Source organism: Amycolatopsis sp. CA-161197, assembly GCF_050942255.1.
Taxonomy (GTDB): Bacteria; Actinomycetota; Actinomycetes; order Mycobacteriales; family Pseudonocardiaceae; genus Amycolatopsis.
The window spans coordinates 4,455,640-4,475,165 of the sequence record NZ_CP192059.1; the positions used below are offsets into that span (position 1 = coordinate 4,455,640).

Sequence of the window (19,526 nt, forward strand, 5' to 3'; positions counted from 1 at the left end):
GGATGTCTCGTAACCCGGTGTGGGTCGGTGGGGGGTGTTGGTTGATCATGGTGTGGTGCAGGTGATCTCGGCGTCGCGGTCGGAGTGGATTGCCCCGTTCACGGGGTTGGAGCCGGGTCAGTTCCGCAAGTTGGTGCGGGTCGTGGCGAACCGTGGTGGTGACGAGATCGCCGATGGTCGACCTGGTCGTCAGTGGCGCCGGGATCTGGCTGATCGTGTGTTGCTGGTCGCGACGTACTGGCGGACGAACCTGACGATGCGCCAGATCGGGCCGCTGTTCGGGGTGTCGCATTCCGCGGCGCACCGTGTGATCGACACGATCGGCCCGCTGCTGGCGCTGGCTCCGGTCCGCAAGCGGCGGATCGACGCGGTCGCGATCGTTGACGGCACCTTGGTGCCGACGCGGGATCATCGGCTGGCGGCGCCGTCGAAGAACTACCGGTATTCGGCGAACGTGCAGGTCGCGATCGACGCGGACACCCGGTTGGTGATCGCGACCGGCGATCCGCATCCGGGCAACCGCAACGACTGCACGGTCTACCGCGACTCCGGGATCGAGCAGGAACTGGCAGGTCGGCCGGTGATGGCCGACGGCGGCTACCAAGGCAACCCGGTCGTGATCATGCCCTACCGTAAACCGCGTGACGGCAGCGATCTCCCGGATTGGCAGGACGACCTCAACGCCGGCCATCGCAAGATCCGGGCCCGTGTCGAGCACGCGCTGGCGCGGATGAAGTGCTGGAAGATCCTGCGTGACTACCACCGCGCAGCCAGCACACTCAACGACACCGTCTCCGGCATCGCCCACCTCCACAACATCCACCTCGCACACTGACCCGCAACACCAGCCCCACCAACCACAACACCAGTTACGAGACATCCCTTAGAACGCAGCCGTTTGGTGCCCCGCCAGTATTGACAAAAGTAGTGTCATTTTCTCCGGCCCCCTGCGGCACTGCGCGGCACTATGCGCTAGTGTTCTGGCGTGTAGCAGCATGCTGCTACACAGTAGGAGCTGTGTAGCAGGGGTCTGCCCAGACTTCGGTTGACACCGGAGTTGGCTGTTTCTCAGGCCGCTGCTGCGGTGGTGTAGATGGTCTCAAACTCGACTGGGGTGAGCTTGCCCAGGGCGCGTTGGCGGCGTTTGCGGTGGTACTTTGTCTCGATCCAGGACACGATCGCCAACCGGAGCTCCTCACGCGTGCGCCACCTCCGGGTGTCGAGAACATTCTTTTGCAGCAACGAAAAGAACGATTCCATCGCAGCGTTGTCACCGCAGGCGCCGACCCGCCCCATCGACCCGGTCAGCCCATGCGCGTGCAGGAGGCGCTGGTAGGGCACCGATCGGAATTGGGCGCCGCGGTCGGAGTGGACGACGACATCGCGTGGGTTTCGGAGCGCGATGGCGTTGCGCAGCGCACTGACGGCGAGTGAGGCCCGCATGTGCGAGGCGATGGAGTATCCGACGATCTTGTTGGAGTAGCAGTCCTTGACCGCACACAGATACAGCTTGCCCTCGCCGGTGGGGTGCTCGGTGATATCGGTCAGCCACTTGGTATTCGGTGCGGTGGCGGTGAAGTCCCGGCGGACCAGGTCGTCGTGCACCGGCGGACCCGCCTTGCGGGAACGTCCTTTCTTCTTGGCGTGCAGCGAGAAGATCTGCTGCATCGAGCAGATCCGCCACACCCGGTTCTCCGAGGCGGTGAATCCGCGCCGGGCGAGTTCGTCGGCGATGAACCGGTAGCCGTCGGCCGGGTCATCGGAGTGGATCTCGGGCGCGGCGTTGATCAAATGCGCGTCGTCCCAGTCCCGCTGCGAGACCGGGGACGAACACCACTGGTAGTAGGCCTGCCGGGAGATCCCCAGCACCCTGCACGTCACCGCGACCGGCACCCGCATAGGGGCGCCGGCCGCAGCCAGGTCACGGACGAGCGGGAAGACTATTTTCCCGGCAGATTGCCCTGCGCCAGGTAAGCCGCCGCCTTGCGCAGGACCTCGTTCTCCTGCTCCAGCAACCGGTTCCGCTTCCGCAGTTCCCGCAGCTCAGCGGACTCATCCCGGGTCACGCCGGGCCGGGTGCCGTCCTCGACATCGGCCGCGCGCAGCCAGTTGGCCAGACACGACTCGGAGATCCCGAAATCCTTGGCGACCTGCTTCAACGGGACCTCGCCGCGGCGGGCCACAGCGATCACGTCGTCACGGAACTCACGGGGGTAGGGCTTGGGCACGGTGACATCCTTCCATGCGAGGCCGAAGCCTCACAGGTGAGGTGTCAACCAGACCCTGGGCAGACCCCCCCGGCATCAACGCGGAACGGGGTGCGATGACGCGAACGAGACGCTGATGGACGCGATGCCCGAGGACTCAACCCTCCCCTCCGCAATGCGACGACTCGTCGACCCCGTTCGGTAGCGCTGCACGAAGAGCCGCGATGTCCTGCGGCCCGAGGAAGATGCGGAGCGAGCCGGAGCGTTCCGCCGGATGTGGCCAAGCCGTGACGAGGTGCCGGTCCGGCACTGCTCAAGGAGGGACATCGAGATGGCCTTCGTGCACCTCATGTGAGGGGACGCAGGCCTGTTAGTCCAGGCGAAATCGCACGTTGCGCACCTGTGCCGGCGAGGGGACACTTTCCGGTCGACCCGGTGTCCAGCGGCAAGGCCGTCCCGGAAATGAGGATGACCCCGACGTCCGCGGGCGCGTACCGGGCGAGTGCGGACAGAACTGGCCCGGATCGCCGAGCTCACTGGTTCGGACCACTGTGCATGGTCAGCCTCCTGCGGCTCGGAACTTTCCCGGATCTCGATCACAGACGCCGACCTCGTTCCCGCGTCGGCCAAGAAAAGTGTGCCGCCCGGCCCGGTCGTGCCGGGACCGCCGAGTAGGTGCGTCCTCCTTCCCTGTCCGGGTGACGAGATGATCACTCCTGTCCCGGAAACGCCCCTGATCGGGGTCAGCCGGCTCGAGGTGATCATCAGATTGGGTACTGCTGGGCTGAAGGCCGTTGTGGTGCAAGGAAAACGCCGTGCTCGAATCCAGGTGCGAACCGCGGCGGACCGATCGGTGTCGCGTGGGGTCCAGCCGGTCAGCGCGGCCGCCGCGCCCGCGGCTGTCACGACGGCCGGCACGCACAACGGCATCAGCGGCACGGCGTGTTGACCTCCTCGGCGCGTCGCCGCTTGGTCCGGTCAACAAGTCAGCTCTACGCCGCCGTCACCACCGGCAACCCGTCAGCCTGCCCCGTTTACGCGAAACGGCTCGCACATCGACTGGCCCGCGAGACCCCTGATGCCGTCCCTCCGTGATGGCCAAGACGCGGGCGTGAGCACCCGACCGTCTCGACGCCTGTCACCTGCGACGAAGTTCGCGCCTGCCGCATGGCGGCCCAGCCGTGCACACGGTCGAACACGGCGGTGGCTTCGAGGTACCGCTCGGTGAGGGTGAGCACTCAGGCGGCGTGGGCCAGCGCAGTGCCTGGCGCAAGTGCGATCTGCGCTAACAGCAACTGGCTGGTGGGGAACAATCGCAGGGCTGAACTAACACTTCGGCGAGCCTGCGCCCCTACCCGGTGCGACGCAAGGACAAGGGAACGAGGGCATGGGCGTTCGATACGCGGTCGCGGCGTCGCCGGTCGGCGACCCCACGCTGGTCGCGGACGGCACGGCGCTCGTCGGGCTCTACTTCGAGGGCCACAAGCGCGAACCGCGCCTGGCGAGCCTGGGGCCGCGCTCGGACGAGGGCTTCGCCGAGGCGATCCGGCAGCTGGGGGAGTACTTCGCGGGCGAACGCCGGGAGTTCGACCTCGAGCTGGCGCCACGCGGGTCCGGCTTCGAGCGCAAGGTGTGAGGCCTGCTCACGAAGATCCCGTACGGCGAGAAGCGCACGTACGGCGAGCTCGCCGCCGAGCTGGGCGACCCCGGCGCCGCGCAGGCGGTCGGCAACGCCAACGGCTGGAACCCGATCAGCATCGTCGTGCCGTGCCACCGCGTGGTCGGCGCGAGCGGCGGCCTCACCGGATACGCGGGCAGTGTCGACCGCAAACGCTTCCTGCTCAACCTGGAAGAACGTCGTCTGCCAAGCGGGTCTGGAATCCATGGGGACCGGTGACCGCGTCGAGGTGCCGCGACGCCGGCAAGCCGGCCCTGTACGACCTATCGCCTCAGCCGACGGAGCAAGCCTGATCCGACGCCGTATCCGCGGTGCGTACCCGAGGCTCCGCTGCCCGGATTCCGCAGCGCGGATGCGGTGTCGACGATCGGAGAGGCACCTCGACGGTCACGCTGCATACCCGAAAACCTGCTGAGTCCACGCGGCAAAGGAGGTCCACCCGATCTCCGGGTGACCGGCGTGCAGGGCGGTGATGTCCACCTGGTAGCCCGGTCCGTTGAGGAACTCCCACATCGCGTGCATGTCCGGGTTGCTGATGGTCTCGAGGGGAAACCGGTTGTGGCGGACCTCGAGACCGACGGCGTCGCTCAGCGAGCGCGCCATCTCCATCGGTGTCGGTGCGTCGCTGGCCAGCTCGATCCGCCGGCCCACGTACTTTTCGGGGTGCACGAGCACCTCGGCGGCGAACGCGCCGTGATCGGAGCGCGCGAGCTGCTGCAGCGGCCGGTCACTCGGCAACGGGAGGTCGAGTGAGCCCGCGAGAATCCGTTCCTGATCGCCGAGAGCGTTGTCGAAGAAGTACGTGGGTCCCAGGATCGTGTAGGGGACCCTGCTCGTGCGAACCTCGGACTCGACGATCGCCTTGCTGTCGAAATGCGGCACCCCGGTCCGCTGACCGGCACCGGCGACCGAACTGAACACGAGGTGCGGCACGTCGGCGTCGCGCACGGCGGCGAGAATCGCCCGTCCTTGGGCCACCTCGGCCGCCGGCCCTGACTCGAACGGGGTGGTCAACGCGAACACACCCATCACGCCGCGCATGGCGCCGGTCAACGAATCGGCGTCCTCCAGCAACCCGGAGACCACCTCGACGCCACGCCCGCGCAGAGCCTGCGCGCCTGGGCTGCCGGGATCACGCACCAGTGCCCGCACCTCGGCACCGCGGTCCAGAAGCGCAGCGGTGACGGCACGTCCCTGCCCGCCGGTGGCGGTCAACACCAGAATCGGACGGTCAGGCATCGCACTCCCCTGTGTCGGTCACTGAACAGCTCACGGTTGCGTCACCATTCCCTTTCGGACGCGCCGCCCGGAGGAACACTTTACCGTCAGCCGGTTCGGCGGTTTACCTCCGTGGTACGCAGGCCTGACACCTGCTGCTGAGGTCGCCGGCAGCAAGTGGCGGCTGGCGGATCTCTTGCGCGCTCAGCCGCGGTGGCGACAGGGTGGCTCAGCGTCGCAGCTACCTGGCACCCGCGTCGGATCGACGTTGATCGAAGATGCGGGACTCACGTGGGTGATTGGGGCGCCGATCGAGGACACCGTGGTGGTCACCGAACTAATCCGACATGTCGTGCCGGCGCACTATCCGAACATGAAGATCATCGTCGCACACCTGGACGGCGCGTTGCCGATGTTGTTGCAGCGCCTGGACAGTTCTGTCCGCTACTTCCAGGTGGAGGGCTCAAAGCGCCGAGCACTATCGCACGTCGCATGTGGTGCGACACCGTCGGCCACGACTACCCGGCCGCCCTGCGTGCCGCGGTCGACGCGTTCGGCGCGGATCGACTGGTACTCGGCTCGGACTTCCCCTACCTCGACGGCGACGAGTACCGCGGCGCGATCAAGCACATCAGTGGGCCCGGCCTCGCGGATGGCGTACCCGAGCTGGTCCTCGACCACAATGCAGCAGCATTGGTGCCCTTCAAACCCGCCGCCGACGGCCTGCGCCTGGATCGCGTCCCGACCGCGCGGGACGCGATCTCGCTGGAGGAGTATCAGCGCACGGACGGCACGGTGGTCGCTTCGCAGTGCGTTTCGGTGACCGACTGCTCGGCGGGCTCCGGGAGGTGCCGGATCTCGGTTCGCCTGAGCGCACTGCCTCTGCAGGCGGAGAGCTTCCCCGGACGGGGATGTCCGCTGTGGACACTCGCCTCGAGTGCGCGGTAACCCCTGAGCACACGGCCGTTTCCGCCGTATGCTCCAGCACGGAGTTGGCCGACTGGGGTGAATGAATGACTGAGTGCGTCAGGGCGATATTCGAGCGGTTTGACGAGCATTTCGAGCGCGTGATTGGTGATTCACGGCTCGAGCGGCTGTACGTGGTGAACACGCGCGTGTGATGTGTCTGCATCTTGTGACTCGCATCCGGGACCCCACCCGCGGCAGGCCGCGCGCGATGGACGATGCGCTGGAAACCCCATGATCAACGCCTCCGCCATCACGTTCAGTGACCGCTGGCCGGGAGCCGAAACCTACTGAGCGACCCGCCGGAAACACCGATCACGGGACAGTCCGGATTCGGCGACCCAGTTCGCGCTTCAGTTGCGGGTGGCGGGGTTTTGGTCCGCCGTCACTAGGTTTACATTGAGGGCTGTCGCGAGACGTGACCGGCAATGGGGCCGGTTTCTAGCCTGTCGGCGACACGGGGAAAGGTGACCCGAGGATGGCCGAACTGCTTGTGCCGCTGGATGAATCGTGGTCGACCGCGCTTGCGATCGCCGCGCATCCGGACGATCTCGAGTACGGTACGGCCTCAGCGGTCGCCCGTTGGACGTCGCAGGGAAAGCGAGTCGTCTACTGCCTGGCGACGAGCGGCGAAGCGGGCATTGACGCCATCGAACCGGATGTTGTCGGACCGCTGCGTGAGGCTGAAGAGCGCGCGGGTGCGGCCGTCGTCGGCGTCGACACCGTGGAATTCCTTGGTCACACGGACGGTGTCTTGGAATATGGACTCGCGCTGCGTCGCGACATTGCTCGGAACGTGCGCAGGCATCGACCCGACGTGGTCGTGACCGGCAACTACCACGATCGCTGGGGTCCCGGCGCCCCGAATCAGGCCGACCACATTGCGCTGGGCCGGGCGGTCCTGGACGGCGTGCGCGATGCGGGCAATCGATGGGTGTTCCGTGAACTGCTCGGTGAAGGGCTTCAGCCGTGGCAGGTGCGCCAGATCGTTGTCATCAACAGCCCTGAAGCGACCCACGGCATCGACACGACGGACTTTCTCGACCACGGCGTCGCCTCTCTTGAAGCTCATGTGGAATACCTGCGCGGGCTCCAGCCGGGGCCGATGACCGATCCCCGGGAGTACCTCGAGTCTTCGGGAAAGGCGGCGGGCCAGCGGCTCGGTGTGCGGTTTGCTGTCACTGCCGAGGTCATCGTGTTTTGACGCGGTGACCGCGGCGGGCGCCACGGTTCGGCGAGTGGCGTCAATTCGGCGGGAGTGGGCGCCGCCGGCAGGCCGTGGCCACGATGCGGCGGGCTCCAGGCCACCCACGGGTAGCACGTCGGGGCGGTGCAGGTGGAACATCAGGAACATGTCCGCGGCCCAGACGCCGATGCCCTTCGCCACGTCGAGCTTCGCGATCACGTTGTTGTCGGGCAGTTCGCCGAGGCGATCGAGGTCGAGGGCGCCCGAAAGGATTCAGTCGGCGAGCGAGCACACCCACACCGTCTTCGCGCGGGAGGCTTGCCCGTCCCCGCGCGGCCAGCATCAGCCCCTGCAGGAACTTCCCGGGCGTCAACCAGCGCGCCGTCGAGGGGTTTGCTGCTGACGGCGAGCGCACCTGCGGGCAGGCGTCGCTCATTGACTAGTGCCCGCCCCACCCGGTTCTCACGGGTGGCGCAGCAGAGCGGCGAACCCGTCGGGGAGGTCGATCCGCTCGTCCATCACCACCACGTCGGCCCCCACGGCCACCGCGGCGAACGGCAGGGCCTCGTCGGCCCGGTGCCGGGTGGGGTCCGGGACACCGAGCGCGGCCAGCCGGGACTCGGTCACCCCGACCTGCGCGGGTTCGGGGCCGGTCAGCACCTCGGCGTTACCCGGGTCGCCGACCAGCAGGGTCGCCACGTTCGCCTCGGCCAGCGCGCCAGTGACGGCCTCCAGCCCGCCGACGGCGAGGCCGGACCCACGACCGAGTTCGGCCCGGACGCGCGCGGCGAGGTCGTCCAGTTGGACGAGGTGCCAGCCGGCGATCAGCTCGTGGATCCGCTCGTCGAGTTCGGCCCGGTCGGCGCCCTGCGCGCGACCGCCGGCTTCGGTCTCGGTGGTGATCCTGCGGACCCCTTCCGGCAGCAGGTCTCGCAGCTCGGTCCGCGACTGGACCTCGCCGGCCAGCACGACCAGCCGGGCGCCGGTGCGTTCGACGGTCTTGGTGATGTGCGCGGCGACGTCCTCGAGGTTGTGCCGCACAGTCTCCTCGATGCGGTTCTGCAGATCCCGGTGATCCACGCCGCCCGTGCGCGCCTTGTGCACCTCGTCGTCACGGCCCTGAACCGTTTCCTCTCGCGTGGTGCCGTCGGCGTGGTGCACCTCGACGTTCGCGCCGAGGCGGTCCACGAGTACCACGAGGTGTTCGGGGGCGTCCGCGCTGTGCGTGATCACGGGCAGGAAGTACGGCAGATCCGAGTACCTGGCCTCCTGGGTGGCGGGCGGGGCCGCGAGCCGGCGGTCGGCGACGACCTCACCGTGCGCGGCGATCACGCTCCGCCCGGCCCGGCCGACCGGGGGTGCGCCGGCCTCGACAATGCGAAGGATCGCCGCCACACTCGGTGCGTCGGCGCCCTGCTCGGTCAGCGCGGCCTCGATCTCCCTGAGCCGCAGCCGAAGCTGCTTCGCGGCGTCCGCGCTGTCGTGCGATTCGTCGAAGTGCACGGACGCAAACGGCCCGGTTGTGGTGGTCAGCGGGCGCAGGCCAGTGGTGTCCACAGGGGACTCCTCTCAGTTCTCGACGGCAGCAGCTCCTGGGCCGTCGTCTCGAGTCGCTGGGCGATGAGGTGCCACGCGCCGGCCCTTTAGCACTGCCTCGGTCATGGACTTGAGCTGCTGGAACGTCGCGTGCGGGGGAATCGGCAGGACCCCCGGGTCGCAGCGTACGACGAGTACGGTCGGTGCGTCAGCATCCAGCGCCGGGGCCCAGGCGTCGCCGAGCCGCTCGGGTCATCGACTGCGATTCCATCGAGCCCGACGCTGCGCGCAAAGTCCGGTGCGAGACTCCAGGCAGAGTCCGCGGCGGCTCAAAAATGGCTCCTCGTCGTGATGTGTGGGTGGTTTCCCTGGTAGCGGAGGGGCGCGTCGTTGTTGGGTCTGGGTTTCTGAGCAGTCGAGGAACAGAAATCAGATAGACGGAGAACGGCGCGCCCTCGACCAAGGTATGGGGTCGGCTGCTGGGTGTGGGCACGGCGGTCGTAGAGCGAGTCGAGTTCGATGAGACCGAGCAGGTGCTGGTGGCCGCGGTGCGCGTCCGGGCGGCGGGATCGTGACCGTGCGGAGTGTGCTCGCGACGCTGCCCGCGCTATGACCCGGGCAGAGCCGGCGGCGGTGGCGTGCGCCGGATGTGGGGCGGTGCGGGCGTTCGTCGAAGCGGACGCGTCCCGGGTGCGGAGTCGCCAGCACGGGGTCGCGGTCAGCGCGGTGCCCTGGGCTCGGCATGGTGCTGGGCCTACGCGCGTGTTCGATGACACCGTCGCCTGGCTGGCGACCGTGACATCGAGGTCCGCGGTCGGGCAGCTCATGCGGATCGCCTGGCCCACCGTCCGCTCGATCATTACCCGAGCCCGAGCCGGCATCGACGCGCGAGTGGATCGACTGGCCGGCTTCCGCAGGATCGGGATCGGCGAAATCAGTTACAGCCGTGCCGGAAAAGTAGTTGTTCACCCTCCAAGTTCGGCGAACAAGAGAAAGCCAGGGCCACATGTGGCCCCGAGCATCCCCAGATCTGTGCTCAATCCTTCACGTCTAGACGTTGTCGTTGACCTTGTCAGCGGCCTCTTCAGGTTGCTCTCGCCCTGGTGGGCTGTTCTTTCGTCCTGCCACTGCTCGTTGTCAGTGACGTTGCCGACGGCTTCCTTGACTCAGCCCTTGAACTCCTCGGGTGTTGTTCTCGACCTTGTCGTTCATCGCGTCGCTTCCTTTCGCCGTCACCGGCTACGAGGCGGGCGCGAGGCGGAACGTGAAAGGCAAACCGTCCTCGGTGGATCATACGTTGCGAAGGCCGGCGAGTGCGTTGCTCCACGCCTCGATCTGGTCGAGCGTGGCGTTGAGGTAGCCGGTGTGCATCTCGGCCGGCTTGAAGGTCGACATGTTCTCGAAGTCGGTGAACAGCGACAGCGCGACCTGGCTCGTCACGTGGGCGACCTGCAGGTTGCTCAGCACGAGGCGCAGCTGCTCCACCGCGCGGACGGCGCCGACGGAGCCGTAGCCGACGAAGCCGGCGGCCTTGTTGTTCCACTCGGCGCCCAGGAAGTCGATGGCGTTCTTCAGCGGGCCCGGGATGGCGTGGTTGTACTCCGCGGTCACGAAGACGTAGCCGTCGAACTCGGCGATCTTCTCGGCCCAGCGCTTGGTGTGCTCCTGCGCGTACTGGCCCATGGCCGGCGGCAGCGGCTCGTCGAGGTGCGGGAGCTCGTAGTCGAGGAGGTCGAGGAGCTCGTACTCCGCGGTGCCACGCTGCTTCGCGATGTCGAGGGCCCACTTCGCCACGGCTTCGCCGTTGCGGCCCGGACGGGTGCTGCCGAGGATGATCGCAATCTTGGTCATGTCCGACTTTCCTGGTTTGAAGGGAATATGGGGTTTCAGGGCGCGATCGAGGAGCTATTCAGAGTGCCCGAACGCGACAGCTGACCGTGGAGTGCGATCGACGCGCAGCTGGAAGACATCCGGCCGTGAGTAGTGGCCGGTCACGTCGAAGTCGTACTTCGCACGGATGATGTCGTCGAGGTCGACCTCGGCGACAAGTAGAGCCTCCTTGTCGTAGAACGGGCCGGCCAAGACGTCGCCGAGCGGCCCGATGATGGCGCTTCCGCCGTTGGAGATCACGGTTTCCGGGTCGTCACCGAAGACGCGCGGATGGTCGTTCGGGAAGTCCTTGACGCGCATGACCTGGTTGGCCACCAGCACGAAGCACCGGCCCTCCTGCGCGATGTGACGCATGGTCGCGTGGTGGGCGGGGGTTCCGTTGGCCGTCGGCGCGCAGTAGAGCTGCACACCCTGCTGGTACATCGCCATCCGCGCGGCGGGCATCAGGTTCTCCCAGCACAGCACCGCACCGACCTTGCCGATCGCCGTGTCGTAGACCTCCATCGTGGATCCATCGCCGAATCCCCACACGAGGCGCTCCGCGGCGGTCGGCATCAGCTTGCGGCGCTTCCCGAGCAGAGTGCCGACCTCGTCGAAGTACACAGCGGTGCAGTACAGGGTGTTGCCCCCGCGCTCGATAACGCCGATCACCAGATGGATGCCGTGCCGCCGCGCGATGTTGCCGAGCTGCTCGGTGACCGGCCCCGGTACTTCGACGGACGCCTCGAAGTACCGCCGGTACTCGTCACGCCCTTCGGGGGTGCGATTTCCCACCACCGCACCGAAGGCGGTGCCCTTCGGGTACCCGCCGACGAACGCCTCGGGGAACACCGAGAGGCGCGCGCCTTCGGCAGTGGCCCGTTCCGCCCATTGGTCGACCAGTGTCACCGCTCCCGCGGAGTCGAACACCGTGGTCCCGGCCTGCACGACCGCTACTTTCACCCTGCTCATCCAGTTCCTTCCTTGGCCCGCGAACGGGGTCACCCCCGCACCCAGAACGGTTCGACGGATGTCAGGCCCGTGCCCCGGGCGCAGTTGACGTACTCAAAGAGGTTTCCGCCCGGCACGATGAAGAACTCGTGCCAGGTCACGACATCACGCCTGGACCCGTACTCCACGCCCTTCCGGATCGCGTGCTCGAAGATCGCCGCGTGGGTGGGATGCCCCTCCGCCCACTGCTCCAGTCCCGAATACTCCTGGAACCCGCACAGCACCGAAGTCTCACGACGCGACCGGAAGTCGTCGTCGAGGTTCGTCAGCTGCCTCAGGTAAACGCACCCGAGATCGTCGTGATCAGCGAGATACGCCATGCCGGTGTCCAGCTTGGGGCGAAGCGACTCTTCGTAGTCCTGCGCCTGAGCCGGCTCCGAATCGTGCCAGAACTGGCCGGAACGCATGATCGCGAAGTTGTGCGGCACCACGGTGGCCACCCGGCGGCCCTGCGGATCACCGTGGTCTTCGCGGCGCACCTTCGGCCCCTCCGGGGACGTGAGGTCGTCGATCGCGGAAAGAGGGATGCGGTCCCGCGCGGCACCGAAGTAGCCGTTGGTGGTGATTTCCACGAGCTGCGCGCCGGGCGTGCGGCCGAACCCGGCGCGGTAGTTCGGTCGCGAGTAGACGGTCTCGTGCCGGTCGTACGGGGACATGACGGTTTCCCGCCAGTACCCGACACCGTCCTCGAGCCGCGCCCGCGATTCCCACCACTTCCGCCACGCCGACCCGAACGTCCACCGCGCGTGAACGGCGGTCGACGTCCAGTACGCGACCACCACCGTCAATGGGCGGCCGGTCTCGTCGGACTCGGTGTCCATGACCTCGACCGCACCGGGACCGACGGGCACCGACAGGAACTCCCGCATGAGCCGGGTGAACTCGCGCGCCTGCACACCGCGCAGGGCGGCGCCCTGCAAACCGAAGTACTCCGCGACCAGCGCCGGCACGGGGTGCCCCCACCGCACCGAGTAGCGCGGCACGCGCGGCCAGAAGCCCTCCGGCCTGCGCATCGGCAGACTGCGCTCGTACTGGACATGGAACTCCGGCATGACTTCCTCACTCACGGCTTCTCCGACGACACTCTGTCGAGATGGTTTGACATCATAGGCCCAAGGCGACAGGAGGTCTTATTCCAAGCTAGAGGGGCAGATATGCGTGGTCAAGACGACGAAAAAGATGCGAGGTGACATAATATGTCGTCAAAATTCGACAACTGAGGAGGCGATATGTGGCAGCAGCTGGTGTCGGCGGGGCTCGACCCCAAGGAGGCGCAGTTCTACCTCGCGGTGCTCGAGCTGGCCCGCCCGACCGTCGCGGAAGCTGCCGAACGCGCGGGGTTCAGCCGCACCAACGGCTACGACATCGCGAAGCGCCTTCTTCACCGCGGACTGGTGACCATGACCGAAGTCGGCCCGACCGGACGGCCCGCCGGCCGCGGCCGCAGCGTGCTCACCGCGGCCGACCCCGGTGTGCTGCTCGATGAGCTCGCCACCCGGAAGCAGCTGCTTGACGGGCTCGTGCCCGAGCTACGGGCCATGCGCGACACCCAGGGCAGCCGCCCCAGGGTGCGGTACCTGGAGGGCGAATCCGGCATGCGGGCAGCCCTGTTCGAGACGCTGGAATGGGACTGCCCGTTGCTCGGCATCCTCTCGATGCACGACCTGATGGCTGTGCCGGGCCCCGCCGTGATGGACGAATACATCGCCAACCGCCGTCGCCGCGGGACACCGCTGCGGGTCGTGCGCTCACCGGAACGCGAAACCGACCAGGACTGGCCCAGCAGTGGCGCCGACATCCGCAACGTCCGCTTCGCCCCACCCGAGCACATCTTCACCCTGACCACCTACATCGGTGAAGAAGCGGTGGCGATCATGTCCTCGCGCACCGAGAACTTCGCAATGATGATCGAGAGCCGCGAGTACGCCCGCACCCAGGCGAACCTCTTCGAGGTGCTGTGGACGGTCAGCACTCCAACTTCCTGACGCGAGCAGCTTCCCGCGAGCTCGCGCGGATCGATAGCGAGGGCCACCGCGACGATGGCCTGACGTCGAACAGCGGCGCGCGGTTTCCCATCGTCACGCCATGCTCGGTCGTGCCACGACCCGGACCTTCCGCCCGAATGTAGCCGGATCCGGAGATCCGTGGCCGACCTGGACGACTGGGTCCGCCGCCAGCACGCACCCCGTGTAGCCTCTCGACCTACGACGCGGGGTGGAGCAGCTCGGTAGCTCGCTGGGCTCATAACCCAGAGGTCGCAGGTTCAAATCCTGTCCCCGCTACCGCGAAAAGGCCCGGTTTGCCCATGGCGCAGGCCGGGCTTTTGTACGCTGACCTGCTGGTTCGCCCGGGCGGTGGTTGCGCGCGGGCCCATGTAGTCCTCGACGGTTAAGTGTTGCGGCCGGCCGCCGCCGGTGCCCCTGACGACGAGCCTTGGCGCCCACGAGCCCTGGGGTTCTTCGTCGGACCCCGGCCTGCTCCGCGAGGGCGGCCGCGCACTCATCGACGGCATCGCCCACTGATCACTCGCCCGGTGAACGGGCGCGGGCCCCGCCGTCGCGGTGGGCAGGTCGACCGGCCAGCGCACTCATCGCACAGCGATCCAGCCTCCACCAGCGGCGCGAACGGGACCGCTTTGCCACGCGGCGTTTCGGCCGCCACAATGGCGCCCGACGCTGGGAGGTGTGCCCGATGGCCGACAGGTGAGCGCCGAAGATCGGCTTGCCATCCTCGAACTGGCCGCTCGCTACTGGCAAACGGTCGACACTGGCGACCTGCAGGGCTTCGCCGATACTTTCACCCCCGACGGTGAGCTCGAGAATTTCACGGGCGTCGGCAAAGGCCGTGAGACGCTTGCCCAATGGCTGAATGACTTCGAGCCCGCGCGGCTCGGCAACCGGCACTACACCGCGAACCACCTCATCACCAAGATCGACTTCGACACCGCGAGCGTCTGGAGCTACCTCGTCGTGACGTCGGTCGAGCCGCCGAGGCAGAAGACACCTCGCGTCGCCGCACTTGCCCGGTTCGACGACCGGGTCGTGCGCGTGGACGGCGAGTGGTTCTTCGCGCACCGCACCATGACCGTATTCGGCTCTTGACCCGGCCAGTCGTTAGCACCGGTTAGAAATTCTGCTCGCAGGGACGCGCTCGTCCGCCAGCAGGCTTCACTCGACTCGTTCCTCAACGGCCGCATGGTCGGCCCACTTCACCTCGAACTTGCCGGCGTGCCGGCCGCGCCAGGAGGTCGGCGCGGTACTTCCGCCCTGTAGTGCACGGCCGGCGGGTCGGCTCCGTTGTCATAGGCGCCGGAACGTCAAGAGTTCCTCCGGCGACGCCAGCCAGGCCTTGGCCTCCAACGTCGTTCCACCGCGTTGCACGGATGCGCACGAAGTTGGGTAACAGGGCCGGCTTGGGGAGTGCCTACGCGGGTTTGCCGGCGTCGATCCAGTGGCGGAAGACGGCGATACGCTCGTCGGGCCATGCTCCGTCGCAGGGCATTGTGCCCGCTTGGAGCCGGCCGAGGATGTCGTCAGCGTGCCCCGAAACGTCGTCGAGGGACCAGAGGTCGAAGGCGAAGTTCATCGCATCGCGGTCCTGCTCGCGAAACAGTGGCTTGATGTCCTGCTCGAAATGCATCGGCTGCCCTCCGTTGCAGTTGTCCCTGCTTTACCGCCGCCCCAGCGCAGAGCGACCGACCGCGCCTCAATCGGCGTAGTGCGCACCGTTCACTTCAGCCTACGACGATCGTGGTGAGCCGGTGGGCTTTGATCGACGGTGGGAGTGTGGTCGACTCGGACCGCAAGCTCGGCGTAGAGGCTGTAGCCGATCCAGCGTGTGCGGAGCTTGCGACGCGGTGACCACAGATCCAGGACGACGGCTCGGTAGACGCCCAGCATCATTAATTTCCCTCTTTCCTGCGGTGTCAGAACTGAGTCGGAGGATCCGACGGTGGCGTTGGCTTCGGCCGATACGTCCAGGACAGCGCGACTGCGGGGCGCTTTGTGCGTCTCATCGCTGCGGTGCAGGCGGACGTCGAAAATCCGCTCGGTATCGGTGTCGAATTCGGCAGACCTGAAATGCTCGACGTGGATAGCACTGGTGGGCCGGTGGCCGTTCGCAGGGTCGATCTACCTGCGCGACAGGTGAAGGTGCACGACGCCCTGCGCGTCTCGCCCCTCTCGACACCTTGCCCTCCCCACGACGCGGCCCGGTACGGTTTCATGGAGGGAGGAATCGGCACCACCCTGATCCTGCCCATGTTGGCCGAGGCGCGGCTTCGCGGAGCCGATTTGGGCGCTGCACTACGGCAGCAAGACCCACGCCGCAACGGGCTATGAGCTTCCCCCAAGATCGTGGAGGCATGGCCTATGAGGATCATGTGTCATGCCCGAGAAGAGGCGGAAGTTCGATCGGGAGTTCTGTGAAGGAGCTGTCCGGATTGTCCGCGAGACGAACAAACCGATCGCCCAAGTAGCTGCTGACCTGGGGATTCATGCCGGAACTCTGGCGAACTGGGTCGAGCAGGGCAAGATCAACCGTGGCGAGAGTGAAGGCCTGAGCGGCGACGAGCGGGCTGAACTGGCCCGGCTTCGGGCGGAGAACGCCGAGCTGCGGATGGAGCGCGATGTCCTAATAGGTCTTGTCGGTGGACGGGCCGCCTGGTGATGTCTTAGCCCGTTGAGGCTTTGCTTGAGACCGGCGCGTATCGGCGTGTCTGGCCCGTCCTCGGCAGTGTGGTGATCAAGGGTTCGGTCATGGTTCGAGCCGCTTGCAGGGTGACGTCCTTGATGTGCTGGGCCGGTGAGCCCTCTGCTGAGAACGACGACGTCCCTGCGGGGTGCTGGGATCGTGAACGGCTCTATCGGAGGTCAGGCCCTCGAGCCTTGCTATTAGGTCGCCGCACGTTCTCACCGGTGCTCGGACCGGACGGTGATTTCCCTTGCTGTGTAAGGAGATTCGGTGTCGGTGTTCTGCGGCGTGGACTGGGCCGAAGGTCATCACGATGTTGCGCTGGTGGACGGGGAGGGCAGGCTGGTTGCGAAGCGGCGGATCAACGAGACGCCGGAGGGGTTCGCGGAGTTCACCGCGATGCTGGCCGAGGCCGGCGACTGCGCGGAGCAGCCGATCCCGGTCGCGATCGAGACCCCGCGCGGCCTGCTGGTAGCCGCGTTACGCGCCGCCGGGAGGGCGGTCTATCCGATCAACCCGCTGGCGGTGGCCCGATATCGGGAGCGCACCTCGATGTCAGGAAAGAAGAGCGACCACCACGATGCGATGGCCCTGGCCAACATCCTGCGCACCGACGCGCATCTGCACCGCCAGCTGCCCGACGACACCGACCTGGCCCGGTCGATCAGCGTGCTCGCGCGGGCGCACCAGGACGCGGTGTGGCGACGCACCAAGCTGGTGCAGGAACTGCGGGCCCGGCTGCGCGAGTACCACCCCGGGTTTCTGGCCGCGTTCGGGCCGGGCTCAGGCGCGGGATCGGGGATGTCCACCACCCAGCTGGCCAGCAACGACGCCCGGGCCGTGCTCGCGCTCGCGCCCAGCCCGGCCGAGGCGCAGCGCGCGTCGACCGAGCGAGTCGAGACGGCGCTGCGCCGCGGCGGCCGACAGCGCAATATCCCGGCCCGAGCCGCCGCGATCGTGGCGGCGTTGCGTGTCCCGCAGTTGCGCCACGACCGGCTGGTCGAGCAGGCGTTGCGCGTCGAAGCCCTGGCGCTGCTGGACGTGTTGAACGCCGTGTGCCAGTCGATCGAGCAACTCGCTGCCGCGGTCACCGAGGCATTCCGCCAGCACCCGGACTACACGATCATCACCAGTTTTCCCGGCCTGGCCGACATCAGCGGCGCGATCGTGCTCGCGGAAGTCGGTGATGACCGTGCCCGGTTTGCCGACGACCGGGCGTTGCAGGCGTTCGCCGGCTCGGCGCCGGTCACCCGCGCCTCGGGCAAGTCCCGCAGTGTCGTGCGACGACGGACCAAGAACAACCGGCTCGCCGCGGTGGGATTCTCGTGGGCGTTCACCGCAGCCGCGCGACCGTCCCCGGCCCGCGAGCATTACCTGCGTCGCCGTGAGCGCGGTGATGGGCACCCCGCCGCGCTGCGGCACTTGTTCAACCGCATGCTCGGCCAGCTCCACCACTGCCTGCAGACCGGCCAGACCTATGACCCCGTGAAAGCCTTCCCGCACCGCCCGACACACGTTGAGCCCCTAGCCGCTTGACAAGTTGGCGACATCGGAGGTCTCAAGCGATCCGTGGTCGGGTGGGTGAAGGAGGCGACGCGGTGAGCCTGGCCGCGTTCATCGCCGACCAGAGGACCACCCACCAGGTGCCGCACGCGGTCGCCTGCCGGGCTCTGACCGTGTCGGAGTCCTGGTTCTATAAAGCCGTCGGGGGCGAACCGGGCGGTTTCGTCCTGGACGAAGAAGCTGTTGTAGTCGGCGAAGACGTCGAGTTCGGCGTAGGCGATCCGGGTGCCGTTGTCGGGGTCAGTGCTGGTGGGTGGCTGCTCGGGCATGTGGTGGACCTGGGTTTCGTCGGGTAGGTCGTGAATGGTGTGCGCGAGGGGGGCGCGCGCATCCTGGGCAGGCACCGCCTTCTGGGCCTTACCAGCGACGATCTTCGCAACGACTTCACCGACACCGGCCTCGAGAGGGCGGACTTCTGGACCACGCCCCTCATCAACGACCTCATCTCCGGAGGCAACGGCGTCATCGGCATCGGCACCGCCCGACGCACCACCGTCCCCGTCATCCTCGACGTCCGCACGACCGCCCCCGACGACAACTTCGACAGCTGGGACCACGTCACCGAAGCCGACATGCGCACCAGCACCGGCCGCATCCTCGTCTCGATGCTCAACTACACCCCTAAGTGATGTCTCGTAACCCGGTTTAAGCCCGGCCACAGTGATCGTTGATCATGTAGTTGTGCAGGTGATCTCGGCATCGCGTTCGGAATGGATCGTCCCGTTCACGGGGCTGGAACCAGGTCAGTTCAGGAAGCTGGTGCGGCTGGTGGCGCAACGGGGTGGTGGGGAGATCGCCGACGGGCGGCCTGGCCGGCAGTGGCGGCTGGACCTGGCCGATCGGGTCCTGCTGGTCGCGACCTACTGGCGGACAAACCTGACCATGCGGCAGATCGGCCCGCTGTTCGGGGTCTCGCACTCCGCCGCCCATCGGGTGATCGACACGATCGGCCCGCTGCTCGCACTGGCTCCGGTGCGTAAACGCCGGGTAGATGCTGTCGCGATCGTGGACGGCACCCTGGTTCCGACCCGGGATCACCGGCTGGCGGCACCGTCGAAGAACTACCGGTACTCGGCGAACGTGCAGGTCGCCATCGATGCCGACACCAGGCTGGTCATCGCGACCGGTGATCCCTGGCCTGGCAACCGCAACGACTGCACCGTCTACCGCGATTGCGGGATCGAGGAGAAAATCAGCGACCGGCCGGTGATGGCCGATGGTGGCTACCAGGGCAACTCGAACGTGAACATGCCGTACCGCAAGCCCCGCGACGGCACCGATCTTCCGGAATGGAAGGAAGAACTCAACGCCGGGCATCGCAAGGTCCGGGCCCGTGTCGAGCACGCGCTGGCGCGGATGAAGTGCTGGAAGATCCTGCGGGACTACCGGCGCGCCGCCATCACGCTGGGCGACACGGTGTCCGGAATCGCACACTTGCACAACATCCTCCTCGCTGGCTGATCGCAACACCCAGCAACACCAACAACAGCATCAGTTACGAGACATCACTTAGCCCCAATCTCCGACGAAAAAGTATTCGACTTGCCTGTTTGCTTCTCCGCTTTGAAGGCCTACGCCTTCAGTTAACGAAAGAAGGTTG

Annotated in this window: 20 protein-coding genes, 1 tRNA gene and 2 pseudogenes; 16 read left to right on the forward strand and 7 right to left on the reverse strand. The window is 67.1% G+C overall.

What is annotated here, in order from left to right; all coding sequences use genetic code 11:
- Nucleotides 1-55 precede the first annotated feature (55 nt).
- Nucleotides 56-835, forward strand: a complete 780-nt coding sequence (locus tag ACQPXB_RS21295; protein ID WP_432854975.1) for a transposase family protein — start codon at nucleotides 56-58, stop codon at nucleotides 833-835.
- Nucleotides 836-1,068: 233 nt separating this feature from the next.
- Here ACQPXB_RS21295 and ACQPXB_RS21300 read toward each other — a convergent pair.
- Nucleotides 1,069-2,228 (reverse strand): IS3 family transposase gene (locus ACQPXB_RS21300; protein ID WP_432854978.1). Its coding sequence is split into 2 segments (ribosomal slippage): nucleotides 1,069-1,947 and nucleotides 1,950-2,228, totalling 1,158 coding nucleotides; the frame shifts between segments, so codons are not numbered across the junction.
- Nucleotides 2,229-3,594: 1,366 nt separating this feature from the next.
- Between ACQPXB_RS21300 and ACQPXB_RS21305 the strand changes: the two genes are divergently transcribed.
- Complete coding sequence (locus ACQPXB_RS21305; protein ID WP_432854981.1) at nucleotides 3,595-3,843, forward strand: methylated-DNA--[protein]-cysteine S-methyltransferase; 249 nt, start codon at nucleotides 3,595-3,597, stop codon at nucleotides 3,841-3,843.
- Nucleotides 3,844-3,858: 15 nt separating this feature from the next.
- A complete protein-coding gene (locus ACQPXB_RS21310; RefSeq protein ID WP_432856722.1) occupies nucleotides 3,859-4,104 on the forward strand; it encodes a methylated-DNA--[protein]-cysteine S-methyltransferase in 246 nt (81 codons plus the stop codon).
- A 168-nt stretch (nucleotides 4,105-4,272) separates the two neighbouring features.
- Here the strand turns inward: ACQPXB_RS21310 and ACQPXB_RS21315 are convergent, their stop codons facing one another.
- The gene (locus ACQPXB_RS21315; protein WP_432854984.1) at nucleotides 4,273-5,124 is read right to left on the reverse strand and encodes an NmrA/HSCARG family protein; all 852 of its coding nucleotides are present in this window, start codon (nucleotides 5,122-5,124) and stop codon (nucleotides 4,273-4,275) included.
- 471 nt (nucleotides 5,125-5,595) lie between these two features.
- Between ACQPXB_RS21315 and ACQPXB_RS21320 the strand changes: the two genes are divergently transcribed.
- The 3 genes and pseudogenes from ACQPXB_RS21320 (at nucleotide 5,596) to ACQPXB_RS21330 (ending at nucleotide 7,273) form a co-directional block, all read left to right on the forward strand.
- Nucleotides 5,596-6,051, forward strand: a complete 456-nt coding sequence (locus tag ACQPXB_RS21320; protein WP_432854987.1) for an amidohydrolase family protein — start codon at nucleotides 5,596-5,598, stop codon at nucleotides 6,049-6,051.
- A 163-nt stretch (nucleotides 6,052-6,214) separates the two neighbouring features.
- Nucleotides 6,215-6,363: pseudogene (locus ACQPXB_RS21325) on the forward strand (IS256 family transposase); the annotation flags it as partial.
- 184 nt (nucleotides 6,364-6,547) lie between these two features.
- The gene (locus ACQPXB_RS21330) at nucleotides 6,548-7,273 is read left to right on the forward strand and encodes a PIG-L deacetylase family protein (RefSeq protein WP_432854990.1); all 726 of its coding nucleotides are present in this window, start codon (nucleotides 6,548-6,550) and stop codon (nucleotides 7,271-7,273) included.
- A 444-nt stretch (nucleotides 7,274-7,717) separates the two neighbouring features.
- Here the strand turns inward: ACQPXB_RS21330 and ACQPXB_RS21335 are convergent, their stop codons facing one another.
- Nucleotides 7,718-8,812 (reverse strand): Vms1/Ankzf1 family peptidyl-tRNA hydrolase, encoded by a 1,095-nt coding sequence (locus ACQPXB_RS21335; protein ID WP_432854993.1) that lies wholly within the window; start codon nucleotides 8,810-8,812, stop codon nucleotides 7,718-7,720.
- Between the two features lie 455 nt (nucleotides 8,813-9,267).
- Here ACQPXB_RS21335 and ACQPXB_RS21340 point away from each other — a divergent pair.
- Nucleotides 9,268-9,739 (forward strand): annotated as a pseudogene (locus ACQPXB_RS21340) (helix-turn-helix domain-containing protein); the annotation flags it as partial.
- A 342-nt stretch (nucleotides 9,740-10,081) separates the two neighbouring features.
- On the opposite strand, the gene ACQPXB_RS21345 reads toward ACQPXB_RS21340, so the two are convergent.
- Genes ACQPXB_RS21345 through ACQPXB_RS21355 form a run of 3 tightly spaced genes read right to left on the reverse strand, consistent with a single transcriptional unit; the run spans nucleotide 10,082 to nucleotide 12,738 of the window.
- Nucleotides 10,082-10,642 carry an NADPH-dependent FMN reductase gene (locus ACQPXB_RS21345; protein ID WP_432854996.1) on the reverse strand — a complete coding sequence of 187 codons (561 nt, stop codon included), beginning with the start codon at nucleotides 10,640-10,642 and terminating at the stop codon, nucleotides 10,082-10,084.
- Nucleotides 10,643-10,696: 54 nt separating this feature from the next.
- Nucleotides 10,697-11,632: a carbon-nitrogen hydrolase family protein gene (locus ACQPXB_RS21350; protein ID WP_432854999.1), complete on the reverse strand. Its 936-nt coding sequence runs from the start codon at nucleotides 11,630-11,632 to the stop codon at nucleotides 10,697-10,699.
- Nucleotides 11,633-11,661: 29 nt separating this feature from the next.
- Complete coding sequence (locus ACQPXB_RS21355) at nucleotides 11,662-12,738, reverse strand: phenylacetaldoxime dehydratase family protein (protein ID WP_432855001.1); 1,077 nt, start codon at nucleotides 12,736-12,738, stop codon at nucleotides 11,662-11,664.
- A gap of 162 nt (nucleotides 12,739-12,900) precedes the next feature.
- Between ACQPXB_RS21355 and ACQPXB_RS21360 the strand changes: the two genes are divergently transcribed.
- From ACQPXB_RS21360 to ACQPXB_RS21370, 3 genes are all read left to right on the forward strand, one after another.
- The gene (locus ACQPXB_RS21360; RefSeq protein WP_432855004.1) at nucleotides 12,901-13,656 is read left to right on the forward strand and encodes a TrmB family transcriptional regulator; all 756 of its coding nucleotides are present in this window, start codon (nucleotides 12,901-12,903) and stop codon (nucleotides 13,654-13,656) included.
- Nucleotides 13,657-13,879: 223 nt separating this feature from the next.
- Nucleotides 13,880-13,953 (forward strand) — tRNA-Met (locus ACQPXB_RS21365).
- Nucleotides 13,954-14,373: 420 nt separating this feature from the next.
- On the forward strand, nucleotides 14,374-14,772 hold the full coding sequence (locus ACQPXB_RS21370; protein WP_432855007.1) for a nuclear transport factor 2 family protein: 399 nt from the start codon (nucleotides 14,374-14,376) through the stop codon (nucleotides 14,770-14,772).
- A 322-nt stretch (nucleotides 14,773-15,094) separates the two neighbouring features.
- On the opposite strand, the gene ACQPXB_RS21375 is transcribed toward ACQPXB_RS21370, so the two are convergent.
- The gene (locus ACQPXB_RS21375) at nucleotides 15,095-15,310 is read right to left on the reverse strand and encodes a hypothetical protein (protein WP_432855009.1); all 216 of its coding nucleotides are present in this window, start codon (nucleotides 15,308-15,310) and stop codon (nucleotides 15,095-15,097) included.
- A 383-nt stretch (nucleotides 15,311-15,693) separates the two neighbouring features.
- Here ACQPXB_RS21375 and ACQPXB_RS21380 point away from each other — a divergent pair, with 383 nt between their 5' ends.
- From ACQPXB_RS21380 to ACQPXB_RS21405, 6 genes are all read left to right on the forward strand, one after another.
- Entirely contained in the window at nucleotides 15,694-16,011 is a 318-nt protein-coding gene (locus tag ACQPXB_RS21380) for a hypothetical protein (protein ID WP_432855012.1), read from the forward strand.
- A 46-nt stretch (nucleotides 16,012-16,057) separates the two neighbouring features.
- A complete protein-coding gene (locus tag ACQPXB_RS21385) occupies nucleotides 16,058-16,339 on the forward strand; it encodes a transposase (RefSeq protein ID WP_432855015.1) in 282 nt (93 codons plus the stop codon).
- Nucleotides 16,340-16,633: 294 nt separating this feature from the next.
- Nucleotides 16,634-17,899: an IS110 family transposase gene (locus tag ACQPXB_RS21390; protein ID WP_432844952.1), complete on the forward strand. Its 1,266-nt coding sequence runs from the start codon at nucleotides 16,634-16,636 to the stop codon at nucleotides 17,897-17,899.
- Nucleotides 17,900-17,961: 62 nt separating this feature from the next.
- The gene (locus tag ACQPXB_RS21395) at nucleotides 17,962-18,222 is read left to right on the forward strand and encodes a hypothetical protein (RefSeq protein WP_432855018.1); all 261 of its coding nucleotides are present in this window, start codon (nucleotides 17,962-17,964) and stop codon (nucleotides 18,220-18,222) included.
- A gap of 12 nt (nucleotides 18,223-18,234) precedes the next feature.
- Nucleotides 18,235-18,555, forward strand: a complete 321-nt coding sequence (locus ACQPXB_RS21400; protein ID WP_432855021.1) for a hypothetical protein — start codon at nucleotides 18,235-18,237, stop codon at nucleotides 18,553-18,555.
- Nucleotides 18,556-18,607: 52 nt separating this feature from the next.
- Complete coding sequence (locus ACQPXB_RS21405) at nucleotides 18,608-19,387, forward strand: transposase family protein (protein ID WP_432854918.1); 780 nt, start codon at nucleotides 18,608-18,610, stop codon at nucleotides 19,385-19,387.
- The last annotated feature ends 139 nt before the right edge of the window (nucleotides 19,388-19,526 follow it).

What these genes read in the sequence shown, in the direction of transcription:
- ACQPXB_RS21305 (WP_432854981.1), top strand. Translation starts at nt 3,595, where the DNA reads ATGGGCGTTCGATACGCGGTCGCGGCGTCGCCGGTCGGCGACCCCACG.
- ACQPXB_RS21315 (WP_432854984.1), bottom strand. Translation starts at nt 5,124, where the DNA reads ATGCCTGACCGTCCGATTCTGGTGTTGACCGCCACCGGCGGGCAGGGA.
- ACQPXB_RS21320 (WP_432854987.1), top strand. Translation starts at nt 5,596, where the DNA reads ATGTGGTGCGACACCGTCGGCCACGACTACCCGGCCGCCCTGCGTGCC.
- ACQPXB_RS21330 (WP_432854990.1), top strand. Translation starts at nt 6,548, where the DNA reads ATGGCCGAACTGCTTGTGCCGCTGGATGAATCGTGGTCGACCGCGCTT.
- ACQPXB_RS21345 (WP_432854996.1), bottom strand. Translation starts at nt 10,642, where the DNA reads ATGACCAAGATTGCGATCATCCTCGGCAGCACCCGTCCGGGCCGCAAC.
- ACQPXB_RS21350 (WP_432854999.1), bottom strand. Translation starts at nt 11,632, where the DNA reads ATGAGCAGGGTGAAAGTAGCGGTCGTGCAGGCCGGGACCACGGTGTTC.
- ACQPXB_RS21360 (WP_432855004.1), top strand. Translation starts at nt 12,901, where the DNA reads ATGTGGCAGCAGCTGGTGTCGGCGGGGCTCGACCCCAAGGAGGCGCAG.
- ACQPXB_RS21375 (WP_432855009.1), bottom strand. Translation starts at nt 15,310, where the DNA reads ATGCATTTCGAGCAGGACATCAAGCCACTGTTTCGCGAGCAGGACCGC.
- ACQPXB_RS21385 (WP_432855015.1), top strand. Translation starts at nt 16,058, where the DNA reads ATGCCCGAGAAGAGGCGGAAGTTCGATCGGGAGTTCTGTGAAGGAGCT.